Raw genomic sequence first — 17783 nt, forward strand, 5'->3', positions numbered from 1 at the left:
TCAGCCCTTGGGGATTTCCTTGCTCGGATCATGGAACGGCTTCGGCACCACCACGGCGTCCTGCATGCCGGTATTGGCCTCGATACGCAGTGGCGTGCCGAGCTCGGCATGGGCCGTCGGCACCATGGCGTAACCGATATTGCGGTCCTGGCGCGGCGAGTGGGTGGCCGAGGTCACCTGGCCGATGCGTTCGCCGGCGGTGTCGTATACCGGGAAGACATCGATCATCGACCCATCGGTGAAGTAGCCGACGTTCGGCCCCTCGATCTCCACGCCCACCAGCTTGCGCGACACCCCCTCGGCCTTGATGCGCTCCAGCGCCGCGCGGCCAATGAAGTCGTCGTCGCCCCGCAGGTCGACCATCCAGTCGTAGCCCATGCCCACTTCGAAGGGGTTGGTGTCGTACCAGATGTCGCAGCCGAAGGCGAGGATCCCCCCCTCGATGCGGCGGATGTGACAGGGGCCGATGACCTGCAACTGATGGGGCCGGCCGGCCTCGAAGACCCGTTGCCAGAGACGCTCGCCATGACGGGACGCATCGCGGAGGTAGATCTCGTAGCCGATCTCGCCGGAATAGCCGGTGCGCGAGACCACCACCGACATGTCGTCGAGCGTCGCTTCCATGAGGTGGTAGTAGGGGATCTCCAGCACCCGCTCGCCGAACAGGTCGATCATGACCTGCTTGGCCTTCGGGCCCTGGACCTGTACCGGTGCCACGTCCACCTCCCGGATGGTGACGTCCATGCCCGAGTGGTAGGCCAGTCCCTGGCACCAGAGCATCACGTCACTGTCGGCCAGCGACAGCCAGAAGCGATCCTCGTCGATGCGCAGCAGTACCGGGTCGTTGATGATGCCGCCGTCGGGGGCGGTGACGAAGACGTACTTGCACTGCCCGACCTTGCACTGGCGCATGTCGCGGGGCACCAGCATCTGGGTGAAGGCGAAGGCGTCCGGGCCTGCGATCTCGATCTGCCGCTCCACGCCCACGTCCCAGAGGGTGACGCCCTGCACCAGGGCCCAGTACTCGTCGACCGGGTCGGTATACAGCCGCGGATGATAGTGGTGGTTGTAGACGCTGTACTTGCGCACCCCGTGACGGCGAGAGGCGTAGAAGAACGGTGACTTGCGGATCCTCGGGTAGAGCAGGATCTCCGGTGCCTCCCGAGTAGGTTCGATGCTTTCGATGACCTGGGACATGATCATGTCTCCTTTCCGTTCCTGACCCGTACCAAGGGGTCGCGGAGGGACGGCGATCGGCCGTCCTTGAATCGAAGCTAGCGCCGCCGGCACCTCATCATGGCGCCAGCGACGACGGCCACTTTGGTGGCTGCGACACCCCCTCGGCCGGGCTGTCGCAATCGGCAAACTCCGCGTCGCAACCTGCGGTCGCAGCGACGACAGTCGCAGTCGCCACAGGACAGCAGGCGGGCCTGGCTTGGATTATGGTGACAAGGGCGGGTCACCACAGGAGAGCGGTCATGGCGACACTACCCAGGCAGGCAAGTGCGGTGATCATCGGCCAGGGCGGCATCGTCGGCGCCTCGGTGGCCCACCACCTGATCGAGTTGGGCTGGGACAACCTCGTGGGGCTCGACAAGTCCGCCCTTCCCTCGGACATCGGCTCCACCTCCCACGCCTCCGACTTCTGCTACATGACGTCCCACGACAAGATGTCGTGCTACACCACCACCTACAGCCGGCGTTTCTACGAGCGCCTGGGCCACTATCGGCGCATCGGCGGCCTCGAGGTGGCACGCGTCGGCGACGACGCGCGCATGGAGGAGCTCAAGCGCAAGGTCGCCTCGGGCAAGGCGTTCGGCACCAATGTCCGGCTGATCGACCCCGACGAGGTCGTCGAGCGCTTTCCGCTGGTGCAGCGGGAGCTGATCCAGGGCGCGCTGTGGGACCCCGACGCCGGGCTGGTGGTGCCCCGTTCGCAGCGGGTGGCGGGCGAGCTGATCGAACAGGCGGTGGCCTCCGGCCGGCTCAGGGCCTTCGCCGACACCCCGGCACTGGACATCGACGTCAAGGACGGTCGGGTGCGTGGCGTGGCAACGAGCAAGGGCTATATCGAGACCCCGGTGGTAATCGTCACCGCGGGGATCTGGGGGCCGATCCCGGCGGCCATGGCCGGTGCGGCGCTGCCGTTGATGCCGGTGGAACACCCGCTGCTGTTCTTCGGCCCCTTCGATGTCTTCGCCGGTACCGGCGAGGAGATCGGTTACCCGCTGCTGCGCGACCAGGGCAACTCCGCCTACATGCGCGACACCGGTGATCCGACGACCGCCGAGGGCGGTCGGCTCGAGTGGGGCTACTACGAAACCACCGCCCCGCGCCTGGTGTCCCCCGCCGAGATCCTCGAGCGCCATCAGGCACGGCTGTCGCCGTCCATGCGCGACCTCGAGATCGACCAGGTCATGGACGCCTTCACCCGCGCGGTGGAACTCACCCCCGCGCTCGGCGAACTGGGCTGGGACGAGAAGCATTCGTTCAACGGCCTGCTGTCGGTCACCGTCGACGGCGGCTCGCTGGTCGGCGAGTCACCGGAGACCCGCGGCCTGTGGTTCTGCGAGGCGGTCTGGGTCAAGGACGGCCCGGGCATGGGCAAGGTGCTCGCCGACTGGATCACCCGGGGAAGACCGGAGCTCGACCCCCACGGCATCGACATCGCGCGCTTCTACCCGGTGCAGAAGACGTCGCACTATGTCCGCGGGCGCTGTCTCGAGATCGCCAGGAAGATCTACGACCCGCCAGTGCACCCCCGCGAGCCCTTCGCGTCGGGCCGCGACCTGCGGCGCGGCCCCTTCTGGCCCCGGGAGCAGGCGCTCGGCGGCTACTTCATGGAGGCGGCGGGCTGGGAGCGCGCCCACGGCTATGCCGCCAACGAGGACCTGCTCGAGCGCTACGCCGACCGGGTGCCCGACCGCCCCGACGAGTGGGACGCTCGCCACTTCTGGCGGGTCTCCAACGCCGAGCACCTCGCGCTGAGCGAGGACGTGGGCATGATCAACCTCTCCCACTTCGCCATCTTCGACGTCTCCGGGCCCGACGCCGAGGCGCTGCTGGAGTACCTCTCGGTGGCCCGGGTGGGTGGCGAGACGCCGCTCGGCAAGGGAATCTACACCCACTTCCTCGACGAGGTCGGCGGCGTGCACTCCGACCTGACCATCGTGCGCCTCGCCACCGATGCCTTCCGGGTGATCTGCGGCGGCGATACCGGCCATCGCGACTACGTGTGGATGGCGCGCATGGCCGAGGCCAGGGGACTGACCCGCGTGCATGTCGAGGATCGCACCGACACCCTGGCCACCCTGGGTCTGTGGGGGCCCAATGCCCGGCGCACGCTGCAGGCGCTCGCCGACACCCCCCAGGCGCTGGAGGACGAGCGCTTCCCCTTCGCCACGGCCCGCGAGATCCGCGTACGCGGCCTGCCGATCTGGGCCTTCCGCATCTCCTATGTGGGCGAGCAGGGCTGGGAGCTGTACATCCCGTTCAGCTACGGGCTCGCCCTGTGGGACCTGCTGTACGAACAAGGCGTGACGCCGGTGGGCATCGAGACCTACGCCAACAGCCGCCGCCTGGAGAAGAGCCTGCGGCTGCAGAACGTCGACCTGCTCACCGAGTACAACCTCGTCGAGGCGGGGCTCGCGCGCCCCAGGGTCAAGCCGGCGGACTTCCATGGCCGCGCCGCCTACCTGGAGCAGCGCGAGCGTGAGCGACAGCCGGCCTACCTCTGCACCCTGACCCTGGAGGAGAACCGGGACGCCGGGGGCGTGCCACGCTATCCGGTGGGCCACTCGCCGATCCTCGACCCGGAGAGCGGCGAAGTACTGGTGGACGCCCTGGGGCGCCGCTCCTACGTGACCAGCATCGCCTACGGCCCCTCGCTGGGCCGGATCATCGCCCTGGGCTACCTGCCGGCGGAGCATGCCCGTGAGGGGCACGTGGTCACCATGGAGTACTTCGGCGAGCACTACCCGCTGCGCGTCGAGGCCGTCGGCTGTCGGGCCCTCTATGACCCGGACAATCAGCGCCACAGGAGCTAACTGGGATCTCTCGGTAGGTGATTCATCCTGAGCCTACCCGGCCGGAAACTGGATATCGCGGCGCCGCGTTCACTTCTCGCCGGGGGGGCGGGCCGCCTCGGCGTGCTGGGCCGAAGCCTCCGCCACCCGGTCACTGCGCCGCTTGCGTTCGCCGCTGGGCGAATGGCCGAAGCGGTCGTGGTAACACTTGGTGAAGTGCGGCGGCGAGATGAACCCGCACGCCAGCGCCACGTCGGTGATCGGCATGTGGGTCTGTCGCAGCAGCAGTCGCGCCCGCATCAGGCGCAGGTCCATGTAGTACTTCAACGGCGGGCAATCGACATAGCGCTGAAACAGCCGCTCCAGTTGGCGCCGCGAGAGGTCGGCATAGCTCGCCAGTTCGTCGAGCGACAGCGGCTCCTGCAGGTTCGCCTCCATGAGGGTGGCCACCTCCTCCAGCTTGGGATGGCTGTGACCGAGGCGCACCCGGAGCGGGGTGCGCTGACGATCGCCGACGTCCCGGATCCGCTCGTGGATGAACTCCTCGGCGATGGCCTCGGCGAGTTCCAGGCCCTGCTGCCGGGCGATGAGGGTGAGCATCATGTCGAGGGGCGAGATGCCGCCGGAGCAGGTGTAGCGGTCACGGTCCATGACGAACAGCTGCGAGGTGAAGGTCACCTCGGGAAACATGCGCGCCTCGTGGATGCTCGAGATATGTTCCCAGTGCAGGGTGCAGCGATAGCCGTTGAGCAGCCCCGCCTGGGCGAGCACGTAGCCGCCGGTGCAGACCGCCCCCAGGGGAATGCGTCGCCCGGCCAGGCGACGCAGCCATCGCAGGGTATCGCGATCGCAGTGGCGCTGGACGTCGACGCCGGCACACACCAGCACGAGGTCCAGCGACAGGTCCTCGTCGAACCCATGGTCCACGCCGGTCTGCAGACCACTGCTGGCACTCACCGGGGCGCCGTCCCGGCTCACCAGGTGCCAGGTGTAGCACCGGCGGTCGACGAGATGGTTGGCCATGCGCAGCGGTTCCAGCGCCGAGGAGAAGGCGAGCTGGGAGAAGCCCGGCACCAGCAGGAAGCCGATCTCGTAGTGGCCGTTCGCCGGTGTGGCAATGGACATCATCGCGCCTTCCTTCCGGAGCCGGGTGGTCTCTTCGCTACTTTAACGACAGTCGATCCACGGGGATAGTTGCGCGGCCCGGTGTCGCTGTGACCAAGGCCATTGACGTGGATGAGCAAAACCGGCCGCGCTCGGGCGTGAATACTGGGCCTAACGCGACCCGCTTGCCCCGTCGGCTAGTTCAGGGTCGAGACGCCAGGAGGTCGGGCGATGGCTACCATCCCGCAAGAAGTCAGGCACGCGCGGCCGTCGCTGCCGGACAACCTCACGATCGCCCGTGGCGCGCGGCTCTGGCCCATCGAGGAGATCGCCCATCGCATGGGCGTGCCCGGCGAGGCCGTGGAACCCTACGGCCGGGGCGTGGCCAAGCTGGACCTGAGTGCCGCGAATGCCCTCGCCGGGCGCCCGCGGGCTCGCTACGTGGTGGTCTCGGCGATCACGCCCACCCCACCCGGCGAGGGCAAGACCACCACCTCCATCGGCCTCGTCCAGGGCCTGCAACAGCTCGGCCATGCCGCCACGGTCGCCCTGCGACAGTCCTCCATGGGACCGACGCTGGGCATGAAGGGCGGAGCCGCCGGCGGCGGTTATAGCCAGGTGGTCCCCATGGAGCGCATCAACCTGCACCTGACCGGTGATATCCATGCGGTCACCGCGGCTCATAACCTGCTCGCGGCGATGATCGACAATCACCTCCACCATCGCCGCCAGCTCGACCTGGACCCGGAGAACGTTCGCTGGCAGCGGGTGGTCGACATCAACGACCGCGCCCTGCGTCACATCGTCGTGGGCCTGGGCCCGCGCGCCGATGGCGTCACCCGCCAGAGCGGCTTCGAGATCACCGCCGCCTCCGAGGTCATGGCGGTGCTCGCCCTGGCCGATTCCCTGCGGGACCTGCGTCAGCGCCTGGGCCGCATGGTGATCGGCTACACCCGCGCCGGCGAGCCGGTCACCGCCGAGGAGATCGGGGCGGCCGGCGCCATGACCGCCCTGCTCAAGGAGGCCATCAAGCCCAACCTGCTGCAGACCCTGGAGCACGCGCCGGCGCTCATCCACGCCGGGCCGTTCGGCAACATCGCCCACGGCAACTCCTCCATCGTCGCCGACCGGATCGGCATTCACGCCGGGGACTACCTCGTCACCGAGGCGGGCTTCGGTGCGGACATGGGGGCCGAGCGGTTCTTCAACATCAAGTGTCGCGCCTCCGGGCTGACGCCGGACGCCGCGGTACTCGTGGTCACGGTGCGGGCCCTGAAGTATCACTCCGGGCACTACCGCGTGGTGCCCGGCAAGCCGCTTCCCGCCGCCATGCTGGCGGAGTGCCCCGAGGACGTGCGCGCGGGCGCCGCCAACCTGATCAAGCAGATCGACAACATCCGCGCCCACGGCGTCACCCCGGTGGTGGCGATCAATGCCTTCCCGTCGGACAGCCCCGGCGAGCATGCCGTCATTCGCGACATCGCCGAGGCCGCCGGCGTCCGCGCCGTGGTCTCGACCCATGTCCGCGACGGCGGCGCCGGCGCCATCGACCTGGCCCAGGCCGTGGTCGCTGCCGCCGCCGGCGGCAGCGAGTTCCGCTTCCTCTACCCGGACGACATGCCGCCGGACGCCAAGATCGAACGCATCGCCACCCGGCTCTACGGCGCCGCCGACGTCGCCTTCTCCCCCGAGGCACGCGACCAGCTCGATGCCTATCGGCAGCAGGGCCATGGCGGCTTGCCGGTGTGCATCGCCAAGACGCACCTGTCGCTCACCGCGGACCCGACGCGGCTCGGCGCCCCCACCGGCTGGACCCTGCCGGTGCGCGAGGTGCGGCTATCCGCCGGCGCCGGTTTCCTCTATGCCCTGTGCGGCGACATCCGCACCATGCCCGGCCTGGGCGCCGATCCGGCCGCCGCCCATATCGACATCGACGACAACGGCGAGATCACCGGGCTCTATTGAACCCGCTGCAGGCGCCGAGTTCAGACACCCAGGCGATCGCGGGTCGCGTAGTACCATGCCCCCAGTGCCGAGAGCGGCACCCGCAGCAGGCGCCCGCCGGGGAACGGCAGGTGGGGGATGCCGGCGAAGGCGTCGAAGCGCTCGCCCTGGCCATGCATCACCTCGGCGATCAGCCGGCCGGCCAGGTGGGAGCAGGTGACGCCGTGCCCGGAATAGCCCTGGGCGTAGTAGACGTTGCCGTTGATCACCCCGAACTGCGGCAGGCGATTGAGGGTCAGCAGGAAGTTGCCGCTCCAGGCGTAATCCACCTTGACGTCGGCCAACTGGGGAAAGGTCCTGAGCAGCTTGGGGCGTATCACCGCTTCGATGCTGGCCAGATCCTGGCCGCCATAGCTGGTCCCACCACCATAGAGCAGGCGGTTGTCGGCGGTGAGGCGATAGTAGTCGAGCAGGTAGTTGCAGTCCTCCACCGCCTTGTCGTTCGGGATCAGCTCCCTGGCCAGCGCCTCGCCCAGTGGCTCGGTGGTGACGATCTGGGTCCCGCAGGGCATCGACCTTCCCTCCAGCACCGGTAGCACTCCCTGCAGGTAGGCATTGCCGGCCATCACCACCCGTTCGGCGCGCACCGTCCCGCGCGGCGTCGTCAGCACCACCGGCTCGCCGTGGACCACCTCGGTGACCGGCGACTGCTCGAAGATCCGCCCGCCCAGCGATTCGACGGCGGCGGCCTGACCCAACACCAGGTTGAGGGGATGGATATGGCCCCCGGAGTGGTCGATCAGCGCACCGGTGTAGCGTGAACTTCCCACCTCCCGCTTGACCGCCTCCCCCTCCAGCAACTCCAACTGATCATGGCCGTAGCGTTCCCAGAGCGCCTTGTGCTCGCGGAGCCCCTCGAGCTGCTTCGCGTTGCAGGCGGCGAAGAGGTTGCCGTCACGCAGGTCACAGGCGATGCCGTACTGTTCGATGCGGTGGCGGATGATGCGGTTGCCCTCGAAGGCCATGTCGCCCAGGGCCCGGGCGCACTCGGCCCCGTACCTGGACTCGATCACGTCCATGTCGCGGCTGTAGCTGTTGACGATCTGGCCACCGTTGCGCCCCGAGGCGCCGAAGCCAACCCGGGCGGCCTCCAGCACCACCACCGACAGCCCCTGCTCGGCCAGGTGCAGGGCAGACGAGATACCGGTGAAACCGGCCCCCACCACGCAGACGTCACAGTCGATCTCGCCGGAGAGCCCCGGGCGCTCCGGGGCGAGGTTGGCGGTGGCCGCGTACCAGGAGGCCACATGGGCGGCGGGCGGCTGGACGGTCATTGGCACACTCCTCACGTGTTGATTATTTAAACCATGCTAGCATAACCGACCAGCTTGATGGCTAGCCAGACACCTAAAATTCGCCAAAAAATGCCCCAACGGCAACAAGCCATTGGGGCATCGGGGTCGTACCCGACCACTCCAATCGTCGAGTATTCCACTACAACTGCCTTATCATCACCCAGGAGGCTCAGGCCGCCTGCATCGCCAATTGCATCGCCTGGCGCCGCTTGGCCTCGCTGCGGCGCATCAGGTACCAGGCCAGGAAGGTGGCCAGCGACACCGCCAGGATGATCAGGGTGGCGAGGGCATTGATCTTCGGCGAGACCCCGAGACGCACCGAGGAAAAGACCACCATGGGCAGGGTGGTGGCGCCGGGCCCGGAGACGAAGCTGGCGATCACCAGGTCATCCAGAGAGAGGGTGAAGGCCAGCAGCCAGCCGGCGGCCAGCGCCGGGGCGATTACCGGCAGGGTGATCTGGAAGAAGGTCTTCACCGGGGGGGCTCCCAGGTCCATGGCCGCCTCCTCCAGGGAGAGGTCCACCTCGCGCAGCCGCGAGGAGACTACCACCGCCACATAGGCGCTGCAGAAGGTGGTATGGGCGATCCAGATGGTGGTCATGCCACGATCCCCGGGCCAGCCGATCAGCTCCGCCATGTGCACGAACAGCAGCAGCAGCGAGAGGCCGGTAATCACCTCCGGCATCACCAGGGGCGCGGTGATCATGCTGGCCAGCGCCGTCTTGCCGCGGAAGCGACCGAAGCGCACCATCACGAAGGCGGCGAGGGTCCCCAGGCAGACCGCCATGCTGGCGGAGAAGAAGGCAATGCGCAGGCTGGTCCAGACCGCATCGAGGATCTGCTGGTCGCGCAACAGCTCGATATACCAACGCCCGGAGAAGCCCGCCCAGACCGTGACCAGCCGCGAGGCATTGAAGGAGTAGAAGACCAGGATCAGCATCGGCAGGTAGAGAAACACCAGCCCCAGGATCAGCATCACCGTGGTAAAGGATGGCTTTCTCATGGTCACTCCTTGAGTTCACGGGACTGGTAGCGATGGAAGAGCGCGATGGGGATCAACAGCAGCGCCAGCATCACCATGGCCAGCGACGAGGCCACCGGCCAGTCGCGGTTGTTGAAGAACTCCTCCCATAGCACCTTGCCGATCATCAGCGTATCGGGGCCGCCCAGCAGCTCGGGGATCACGTACTCCCCCACCGCTGGAATGAACACCAGCATGGAGCCGGCGATGATCCCGCCCTTGGAGAGCGGCAGGGTCACCCTGAGGAAGGTATTGAGGCTCCGCGAACCGAGATCCGAGGCGGCCTCCAGCAGGGAGCCGTCGAGGCGGGTCAGGTTGGCGTAGAGCGGCAGCACCATGAAGGGCAAATAGGCGTAGACGATGCCGAGGATCACCGCGAAGTTGGTGTTCATCATGCGGATCGGCGTGTCGATCAGCCCGGCCCAGAGCAGCAGGTTGTTGACCAGCCCGTTGTTGCTGAGGATCCCCATCCAGGCATAGACCCGGATCAGGAAGGAGGTCCAGGAGGGCAGCATCACCAGCAGCAGCAGCACCAGCTGCCAGTGGGCCGGGGCCCGGGCCATGGCATAGGCCATGGGGTAGCCGATCAGCAGGCAGGCCAGGGTCGAGACGAAGGCGATCTTCAGCGAGCCCCAGTAGGCCGACACATAGAGGCTGTCGGACATCAGGAAGAGGTAGTTGCCGAAGGTCACCACCAGGCTCAGGGTCTCGGCGCCAACATCCACCATGGCGCTGTAGGGCGGAATGGCGATGGCCGCCTCGGAGAGGCTGATCTTGAGCACGATGCCGAAGGGCAGCAGGAAGAACAGGGTCAGCCATAGCAGGGGCACGGCGATGACCCAGCCGCGACGGGGCTTGAGCCACCGCCGCAGGCGTTGCGAAGTCAGGGCAGGCATAAGTCGTCTCCGATCGGGAGCGGGGAATCCAGGGTCGGCGAGGCGCGCAGGGCTAGTCACGCAAGACGACGGCGCTGCGTTCATCCCAGTGGATATAGACCGTATCGCCCCAACTGGGACGCTCGCTGCGGCGGGTGGTATTGGCCCGGCTCACCTTGACCAGATGGCCCTGCTCGGTGCGCACATAGTAGACCGAGAGCCCGCCCAGGTAGGCGATATCCTCCACCGTGCCGGCGGCCCAGTTGAAGTCGCCCTCGGGCCGCTCACGACTCAGCAGGGTCTTCTCCGGGCGCACCGCCACCCAGACGCCGCGCTCGTCGGCGGGGGTGCTGATGCCGTGATCGATGCGGATACGCCGCCCCAGCTCGGGGCTGTCGATGATGCAATGATCCGCCTCGTCCACCACGATCTCCCCGGCGAAGAGGTTCACGGTACCGACGAACTCCGCCACCATGCGATTGGCCGGGCTCTCGTAGACGTCCATGGGCGAGCCCACCTGGACGATCCAGCCGTCGGACATGATCGCCACCCGGTCGGCCATGGTCATGGCCTCCTCCTGGTCGTGGGTGACCATGATGCAGGTCACCCCGACCCGCTCGAGGATCTCCACCACCTCGAGCTGCATCTCGGTGCGCAGCTTCTTGTCCAGGGCGCCCATGGGCTCGTCGAGCAGCAGCAGGCTGGGGCGCTTGGCCAGGGAGCGGGCCAGGGCCACGCGCTGGCGCTGGCCACCGGAGAGCTGGTGGGGCTTGCGCTTGGCGAAACCCTCCATATGCACCAGCTTGAGCATCTCGGCGACCCGCTCGCGAATCTCCGCCTTGGGCAGCTTGTCCTGCTTGAGGCCGAACGCGATGTTCTCGGCCACCGTCATATGCGGGAAGAGCGCATAGGACTGGAACATCATGTTGATGGCCCGCTCGTAGGGGGGCGTGCGGGAGATGTCCTGCCCCTCCAGCAGGATCTGTCCCTCGCTGGGTTTCTCGAAGCCGGCCAGCATGCGCAGCAGCGTCGACTTGCCGGAGCCGGAGCCCCCCAGCAGGGCGAAGATCTCGCCGCGGCGAATGGTCAGGTTGACGTTATCCACCGCCAGCACCTCGTCGAAGCGCTTGCTGACGCGGCGGATCTCCATCAACGTCTCCTTCAGGACACGCGAACTCTTGCCCGATGACGGCGTGGTCTCTCTCGCCGGATGCACCTGGGCTGGGGTATCGGCCAGGGTCATGGGTTGGGTCATTGCACTAGTCTCCAGGACATCCGCGAAGGGAAAGCGGCCGCCCCTCGCATGGCGAAGGGGCGGCGCGCCGATCAGTTGCCGGACTTGACCCGGTTCCAGGTGCGGGTGATGACCCGCTGGGCGGCGAGCGGCTTGGCCTTGGCCACGAACAGCTTCTCCATCACCTCCTCGGTGGGATAGATGGAGGCATCGTTCAGGATCTCCTCGGGCAGGTAGTCGTTGGCCGCCCGGTTGGGGTTGGCGAAGAGCACGTACTCGGTGATGCCGGCGGCGATCTCCGGTTCGAGGATAAAGTTGATAAAGGCGTGGGCGTTCTCCGGGTTGGGCGCATCGGCGGGGATAGCCATCAGGTCGAACCACAGCGCCGCCCCTTCCCTGGGAATGGTATAGGCGATCTCGTGACCGTTGCCGGCCTCCTCGGCACGGTCGGCGGCCTGGAAGATATCGCCGGAATAGCCGGCGGCCACGCAGAGGTCGCCATTGGCCAGGTCGGAGATATAGCGGGAGGAGTGGAAGTAGGTGATATGTTCGCGCACCGCGGCGATGGCATCGCCGGCCTGGGCAATATCATCGGCGTCGGTGCTATGGGGATCGAGCCCCAGGTAGGCCATCGCCGCCGGCAGCATCTCGTCCCCGGAGTCGAGCATGGAGATGCCGCAACCCGCCGCGTGCAGGGCCCCGGTAACCTCGGGGTCGAAGAGCAGCGCCCAGGAGTCCAGCGGGGCGTCCTCGCCAAGGATGTCCTGGAGGCGTCCCGCGTTGTAGCCGATGCCGTTGGTGCCCCACATATAGGGGATAGAGTAGTGGTTGCCTGGATCGACGTTCTCCAGCTGTGCGAGCAGGGCCGGGTCCAGGTTGGCGATATTGGGCAGCTTGTCGTGGTCGAGCTCGCCATAGACGCCGGCGGCCATCTGACGCACCAGGTAGTGGTTGGAGGGGATCACCACGTCATAGCCGGAACGCCCGGAGAGCAGCGCCGCCTCCAGTACCTCGTTGCTGTCGTAGACGTCGTAGACCACCTCGATGCCGGTCTCGGCGGTGAAGCGCTCCAGGGTGTCCTCGGCGATATAGTCGGACCAGTTGTAGACCCGTACCTCATTGGCCTGGGCGGCCGCGGCGGCCAGGGTCAGGGAGGCCGCGGCAACGGCCAGGGACAGCTTGCGTTGGTAGGACATCTTGGCACCTCTATGTCGTTGTTGTTGGATCAGAAAAGCCGACACCCCAGCCTGTCCGGAGCGTCCCGCGGCGGTCTCAACGGGACGGCCCCCGGCGCGGCCGGGCCTTACACGCTAAGCAGCAGGAACTCCCGCTCCCAGGAGCTGATTACCCGCTTGAAGTTTTCGTTCTCGACCCGCTTCACCGCCACATAGCCGGTGACGAACTTGCTGCCCAGGTAGGTCGCAAGCTCCTCGCAGTGCTCCATGCGCTCCAGCGCCATCTCCAAGGTGAAGGGCAGGCGCAGGTTGCGCCGCTCGAAGGCCCGCCCCTGCACCGGCGCCGAGGGATTGATCTTGCGCCTCATGCCCATATAGCCGCACAGCAGGCTCGCGGCGATGGCCAGGTAGGCATTGGCGTCGGCCCCCGGCAGACGATTCTCCACCCGCCGGTTCTGGGCACTGGAATCGGGCACCCGCAGCCCGCAGGTGCGGTTCTCCTCGCCCCACTCCACGTTCACCGGTGCCGAGGTATCGGGCAGGAAGCGGCGGAAGGAGTTGACGTTGGGCGCCATCAGCGGCAGCGCCTCGGGAATGTACTTCTGCAGCCCGCCGATATGGTGCAGGAACAGCTGGCTCATGGTGCCGTCGTCGTTGGAGAAGACGCTGCGCCCGCTCTCTGCATCCAGCACGCTCTGGTGGATGTGCATGGCGCTGCCCGGCTCGTTGGTCACCGGCTTGGCCATGAAGGTGGCGGCCACGTCGTGCTTGAGCGCCGCCTCGCGCATGGTGCGCTTGAACAGGAACACCTGGTCGGCCAGGGAGAGCGGGTCGCCGTGACGGAAGTTGATCTCCATCTGGGCGGTGCCCTCCTCGTGGATCAGGGTATCGATGTCGAGCCCCTGGGCCTCGCACCAGTCGTACATGTCCTCGAACAGCGGATCGAACTCGTTGGCCGCGTCGATGGAGAACGACTGGCGGCCGGTCTCCTGGCGGCCGGAGCGGCCGATGGGCGGCTGCAGCGGCAGGTCCGGGTCCTCGCAGCGCTTGGTCAGGTAGAACTCCATTTCCGGTGCCACCACCGGCTTCCAGCCCTGCTCGGCATAGAGCGCCAGCACCTTCTTGAGCTGGTTGCGCGCCGAGAGCTCGATGGGGTTGCCCAACTTGTCGTAGCAGTCGTGGATCACCTGGGCGGTGGGTTCCAGCGCCCAGGGCACCGGGTAGGCGGCGCCCGAATCGGGCTTGCAGATCATGTCGATGTCGGCGGGGTCGAGCAGCGAGTAGTAGATGTCGTCCTCGACGTAGTCGCCGGTCACCGATTGCAGCAGCACGCTCTCCGGCAGGCGCATGCCCTTCTCGGCGACGAACTTGGAAACCGGGGTGATCTTGCCGCGGGCGATGCCGGTGATGTCGCTGACCAGGCACTCCACCTCGGTGATGTGTCGCTCCTTCAGCCAGCTTTCCAGGTCTTTCATGGGAACCTCGTGTCATGCCCGTGTCGGGCGCATTCGTAGCCCCGGGACCGCTCAGAGCCGGTCGCGCAGCTTGTAGAAGGTGGTGGCCAGCAGCAGCAGCGGCGTGCGCAGTCGCTCGCCGCCGGGAAACCGGCGGTGCGGCATGGCGGCGAAGACGTCGAAGCGTTCGCTCTGCCCGGCTACCGACTCGGCCATCAGCTTGCCGGCCAGCCCCGCCAGGGCCATGCCGTGGCCGGAGTAGCCCTGGGCATAGTAGAGATTGTCGTCCAGCCGACCGAAGTCCGGCGCCCGATTGAGGGTGATGGCCACCTCGCCGCCCCAGCGGTAGTCGATGCGCACGCCGCGCAGCACCGGGAAGAGCCCGGCGATCTTGGCATCCATGCGGGCCTGCAACCCCCGCGGCTCGCGACCGGTGTAGCTCACCTCACCGCCGTAGAGCAACCGCCGGTCGGCGGAGAGGCGATAGTAGTCGAGCACGAAGTTGGCGTCGGACAGCGCATCGTTGCGGGGCAGCACCCGTTCAGCCTGTGCGACCGACAGCGGCTCGGTGGCGATGATGTAGTTGGCGGCGCGCATGATGCGCCCGGAAAGCTCGGGGATCAGGCCGTTCTGGAAAGCGTTGGTGCCCATCACCACGAAGTCGGCGGTCACGCGACCGCCCGGGGTGACGACCGAGGCGGGCTTGCCGCGGCGGATCTCGACCGCGGGGCTGCCCTGGTGGATGACCACCCCGGCCCGGCGGGCGGCCCGGGCCAGGCCCAGGGTGTAGTTGAGCGGGTGCAGGTGGCCGCCCTCGCTCTCGAACAGCGCCCCGGGGTAGGCATCGGTGACCACGTGCGCGCGCAGGGCGTCGCCCGCGAGCCAGGCGAGCGCCCGATAGTCGTAGTCGCGGGCCAGGCGGTCGCGAAAGGCCTGCAGCTCGCGGACATGACGCGGCCTGACCGCGGCGTGCAGGTAGCCCCAGGCGAGCTCGCAGGGGATGGCATGGCGGTCGATCAGCTCGGCGGTCAGCCGCACCGCCTCGCGGCTCATCCCCCAGACCTCCCGGGCGCGCGCGAGGCCGAGCACCTGCTCCACGGTGGCGATATCGGTGCCGAGCCCCGGCAGGATCTGCCCGCCGCTGCGGCCGGAGGCGCCATGGCCGATCTCGGCCGCCTCCAGCAGCACCACCGAGTAGCCGCGCTCGGCGAGGTGCAGGGCCGCCGAACAACCGGTGACGCCACCGCCGATCACGCAGACATCGGCGCGCACCTCCCCCGCCAGCGGCGGGCAGTCGCCGGGCTGGATGGCCACCTCGGGGTCAATGGAGTCGCGGTACCAGGAGGCGACCCGCAGGGACGCGAGGGGCGAGGAAGGAACCTGTGCCGTCATGCGCGCAGCGCTCGTTGTTATTGGTGATGTCCTCAGTTTGACACCAGCCGCCCCCGGGATGTCAAGTATTCAATAACAACTACCATGACGACCCGGTGAGAGACCGAGCTCCGACGCGCCCCCATTCCGCGCGAAAAACGGCTCCTCAAGGGGTAACGGGTGTCGCTGAGATGGCCGGAAGAGCGGCGACGCCGGCGACCATGTCGTCAAGAATAGGCCATCAACGGTGTCGCCTGCTCTCAGCCACAGACCGGGCAGGCCGGGTCCTTCGGCACCCGGAAATGGCGCCACTGACCGGTGAGGCCGTCGAAGGTGGAAAGCCCGCCGTGGGGCGTGCCGGCCCCGCTGAGCAGCTTGATCGCCTCGAGCGCCTGGAAGCAGCCGATCAGCCCGACCAGCGGCGCCACCACCCCGTTCTCGGCACAGCGCAGTTCCTCGTCATCGCCCCCGGGCGGATAGAGACAAGCGTAGCAGGGACATTCGGGATCCCGGGGATCGAACACCGCCAGCTGGCCCGAGAAGCGGATCGCCGCCCCCGAGACCAGCGGCACCCCGGCGGCCCGGCAGGCGGCGTTGATGGCATAACGGCTCGAGAAGCGGTCGGTGCAGTCGAGCACCACGTCGGCCTCGCCCACCGCCCGCGTCAGCGCCTCGCCCTCCAGGTGCGAGGTCAGGGTGGCGACCTCGCAGCCCGGGTTGAGGGCCAGTGCCGCCTCCCGGGCCGAGGCCGCCTTGTTGCGGCCGATGTCGGCCTGGCCGTGGGCGATCTGGCGCTGCAGGTTCGAGAGTTCGACCTCGTCGGCGTCGGCCAGGGTCAGCCGGCCCACCCCGGCGGCGGCGAGATAGAGCGCCACCGGCGAGCCCAGCCCGCCGGCGCCGACCACCAGGGCACGCCCGGCGAGCAGCCGCTCCTGGCCGGCGATGTCGATCTGCTCGAGCATGATCTGGCGGCTGTAGCGCAGCAGGTCGTCGTCATTCATGGTCGCGTGGGCTCCGTCGGGCATGGCGAATCACTTGTCCTCGAACTCCTCGATGTCGGGCACATGCAGCGAGAAGTCCTCCTTGACCTCCTCCATCACCACGTAGCTCTTCGACTCCTTGACCCCGGGCAGGGTCAGCACCACGTCGCCGAGCAGCTGGCGATAGGCGGACATCTCGGGGATGCGGCACTTGAGAATGTAGTCGAACTGTCCCGAGACCAGGTGGCACTCCTGGATCTGCGGCAGCTTGGCCACGGCGCGGCGAAACTCGTCGAACACCGCCGGCGACTGGGTCTCGAGGCTGATCTCCACGAAGACCAGCAGGTTGGCCTTGAGTGCCCGGGGGTCGAGCACCGCCTTGTAGCCGCGGATGATCCCCGCCCGCTCCAGGCGCTTGACGCGCTCCAGGCAGGGCGTGGTGGAGAGTCCTACCTGGGATGCCAGGTCGACATAGGAGATACGGGCGTTCTCCTGCAGACAGCGCAGGATCTTGAGGTCGATGCGGTCGAGCGAGCGGGTCTTGGCTTTCATTGTCGTATGGCACGCCGGTCGAGGGTGGCTGACACGCCGCCATGGCAGGCGAATCGACTGAAAATCACCATATCGATGGCGACTCCCCAGTGTTCGGTCACGTAATCACGGCAGCATCTGGAAATTTTTCCTGCCACAAGATGTACCACAGGGGGCCGCGCGGCTCCAGTGCCACACCGTCAACGCCGGAGCTGCCCCTGCCGCCCCAGGCTGACCCGCTCATGGCCGGCCAGGTCACGCAGGCTCGCCACCTCCCCATAGCCCGCAGCGACCAGGGCACGGCGCACCGCCGCGGCCTGGTCGAAGCCGTGCTCGAGCAGCAGCCAGCCCCCCGGCTCGAGGTGATTGCGAGCCTCGCGCACCAGGTGGAGGAGGTCGGCCATGCCCTGCTCCCGGGCCACCAGCGCACTGTGCGGCTCGAAGCGCACATCACCGACCGCCAGGTGCGGGTCGTCCTCGGCCACGTAGGGCGGGTTGGCGACGATCAGCTCGAACGCCTCGCCGGTGAGCGCCGCGAACCAGTCGCTCTGGCGGAACTCGGCGTTGGCGATGCCCAGCCGTTCGGCATTGCCCCGCGCCAGCGCCACCGCTTCCGGCCGCAGGTCGACCCCCAGCGCCCGCCAGCCGGGGCGCTCGCTGGCAAACGCCAGGGCGATGGCACCGGTGCCGGTGCCGAGGTCGAGCAGCCGCCCC

At 67.7% G+C, this 17783-nt stretch carries 14 protein-coding genes; 2 read left to right on the forward strand and 12 right to left on the reverse strand.

Annotated features, from left to right (window positions below; translation table 11 throughout):
- Entirely contained in the window at positions 1–1197 is a 1197-nt protein-coding gene (locus tag C1H66_RS20425; protein WP_102629713.1) for a glycine cleavage T C-terminal barrel domain-containing protein, read from the reverse strand.
- A 281-nt stretch (positions 1198–1478) separates the two neighbouring features.
- On the opposite strand from C1H66_RS20425, the gene C1H66_RS20430 reads away from it, so the two are divergent.
- Positions 1479–4046 carry a GcvT family protein gene (locus C1H66_RS20430; RefSeq protein ID WP_102629714.1) on the forward strand — a complete coding sequence of 856 codons (2568 nt, stop codon included), beginning with the start codon at positions 1479–1481 and terminating at the stop codon, positions 4044–4046.
- Positions 4047–4115: 69 nt separating this feature from the next.
- On the opposite strand, the gene C1H66_RS20435 is transcribed toward C1H66_RS20430, so the two are convergent.
- Positions 4116–5150, reverse strand: a complete 1035-nt coding sequence (locus tag C1H66_RS20435) for a GlxA family transcriptional regulator (protein WP_205738711.1) — start codon at positions 5148–5150, stop codon at positions 4116–4118.
- Between the two features lie 210 nt (positions 5151–5360).
- On the opposite strand from C1H66_RS20435, the gene C1H66_RS20440 reads away from it, so the two are divergent.
- Positions 5361–7094, forward strand: coding sequence for a formate--tetrahydrofolate ligase (locus C1H66_RS20440; RefSeq protein WP_181423442.1), 1734 nt, complete (start codon positions 5361–5363; stop codon positions 7092–7094).
- A gap of 20 nt (positions 7095–7114) precedes the next feature.
- On the opposite strand, the gene C1H66_RS20445 is transcribed toward C1H66_RS20440, so the two are convergent.
- The 10 genes from C1H66_RS20445 to C1H66_RS20490 form a co-directional block, all read right to left on the reverse strand.
- Positions 7115–8407: an NAD(P)/FAD-dependent oxidoreductase gene (locus C1H66_RS20445; RefSeq protein ID WP_102629716.1), complete on the reverse strand. Its 1293-nt coding sequence runs from the start codon at positions 8405–8407 to the stop codon at positions 7115–7117.
- A gap of 190 nt (positions 8408–8597) precedes the next feature.
- Positions 8598–9431, reverse strand: coding sequence for an ABC transporter permease subunit (locus tag C1H66_RS20450; protein ID WP_102629717.1), 834 nt, complete (start codon positions 9429–9431; stop codon positions 8598–8600).
- A 2-nt stretch (positions 9432–9433) separates the two neighbouring features.
- A complete protein-coding gene (locus C1H66_RS20455) occupies positions 9434–10345 on the reverse strand; it encodes an ABC transporter permease subunit (protein ID WP_102629718.1) in 912 nt (303 codons plus the stop codon).
- 52 nt (positions 10346–10397) lie between these two features.
- The gene (locus tag C1H66_RS20460) at positions 10398–11561 is read right to left on the reverse strand and encodes an ABC transporter ATP-binding protein (protein ID WP_370741285.1); all 1164 of its coding nucleotides are present in this window, start codon (positions 11559–11561) and stop codon (positions 10398–10400) included.
- Between the two features lie 89 nt (positions 11562–11650).
- Positions 11651–12754, reverse strand: coding sequence for a polyamine ABC transporter substrate-binding protein (locus tag C1H66_RS20465; RefSeq protein WP_102629720.1), 1104 nt, complete (start codon positions 12752–12754; stop codon positions 11651–11653).
- A 107-nt stretch (positions 12755–12861) separates the two neighbouring features.
- Positions 12862–14208, reverse strand: coding sequence for a glutamine synthetase family protein (locus C1H66_RS20470; protein WP_102629721.1), 1347 nt, complete (start codon positions 14206–14208; stop codon positions 12862–12864).
- 51 nt (positions 14209–14259) lie between these two features.
- Complete coding sequence (locus C1H66_RS20475) at positions 14260–15579, reverse strand: NAD(P)/FAD-dependent oxidoreductase (RefSeq protein WP_102629722.1); 1320 nt, start codon at positions 15577–15579, stop codon at positions 14260–14262.
- Between the two features lie 239 nt (positions 15580–15818).
- On the reverse strand, positions 15819–16559 hold the full coding sequence (locus tag C1H66_RS20480; protein ID WP_102629726.1) for a HesA/MoeB/ThiF family protein: 741 nt from the start codon (positions 16557–16559) through the stop codon (positions 15819–15821).
- A 30-nt stretch (positions 16560–16589) separates the two neighbouring features.
- On the reverse strand, positions 16590–17090 hold the full coding sequence (locus C1H66_RS20485) for an Lrp/AsnC ligand binding domain-containing protein (RefSeq protein WP_102629723.1): 501 nt from the start codon (positions 17088–17090) through the stop codon (positions 16590–16592).
- A gap of 179 nt (positions 17091–17269) precedes the next feature.
- Positions 17270–17783 (reverse strand): peptide chain release factor N(5)-glutamine methyltransferase (locus tag C1H66_RS20490; protein WP_146010750.1); only part of this gene is annotated, 514 nt, incomplete at its 5' end.

This window comes from Halomonas heilongjiangensis (assembly GCF_002879645.1).
Lineage (GTDB): Bacteria > Pseudomonadota > Gammaproteobacteria > Pseudomonadales > Halomonadaceae > Halomonas > Halomonas heilongjiangensis.

Coding starts and splice junctions, on each gene's coding strand:
- C1H66_RS20425 (WP_102629713.1), bottom strand. CDS start 1,197: ATGTCCCAGGTCATCGAAAGCATCGAACCTACTCGGGAGGCACCGGAG.
- C1H66_RS20485 (WP_102629723.1), bottom strand. CDS start 17,090: ATGAAAGCCAAGACCCGCTCGCTCGACCGCATCGACCTCAAGATCCTG.
- C1H66_RS20480 (WP_102629726.1), bottom strand. CDS start 16,559: ATGAATGACGACGACCTGCTGCGCTACAGCCGCCAGATCATGCTCGAG.
- C1H66_RS20440 (WP_181423442.1), top strand. CDS start 5,361: ATGGCTACCATCCCGCAAGAAGTCAGGCACGCGCGGCCGTCGCTGCCG.
- C1H66_RS20455 (WP_102629718.1), bottom strand. CDS start 10,345: ATGCCTGCCCTGACTTCGCAACGCCTGCGGCGGTGGCTCAAGCCCCGT.
- C1H66_RS20475 (WP_102629722.1), bottom strand. CDS start 15,579: ATGACGGCACAGGTTCCTTCCTCGCCCCTCGCGTCCCTGCGGGTCGCC.
- C1H66_RS20465 (WP_102629720.1), bottom strand. CDS start 12,754: ATGTCCTACCAACGCAAGCTGTCCCTGGCCGTTGCCGCGGCCTCCCTG.
- C1H66_RS20435 (WP_205738711.1), bottom strand. CDS start 5,150: ATGTCCATTGCCACACCGGCGAACGGCCACTACGAGATCGGCTTCCTG.
- C1H66_RS20430 (WP_102629714.1), top strand. CDS start 1,479: ATGGCGACACTACCCAGGCAGGCAAGTGCGGTGATCATCGGCCAGGGC.
- C1H66_RS20450 (WP_102629717.1), bottom strand. CDS start 9,431: ATGAGAAAGCCATCCTTTACCACGGTGATGCTGATCCTGGGGCTGGTG.
- C1H66_RS20470 (WP_102629721.1), bottom strand. CDS start 14,208: ATGAAAGACCTGGAAAGCTGGCTGAAGGAGCGACACATCACCGAGGTG.
- C1H66_RS20445 (WP_102629716.1), bottom strand. CDS start 8,407: ATGACCGTCCAGCCGCCCGCCGCCCATGTGGCCTCCTGGTACGCGGCC.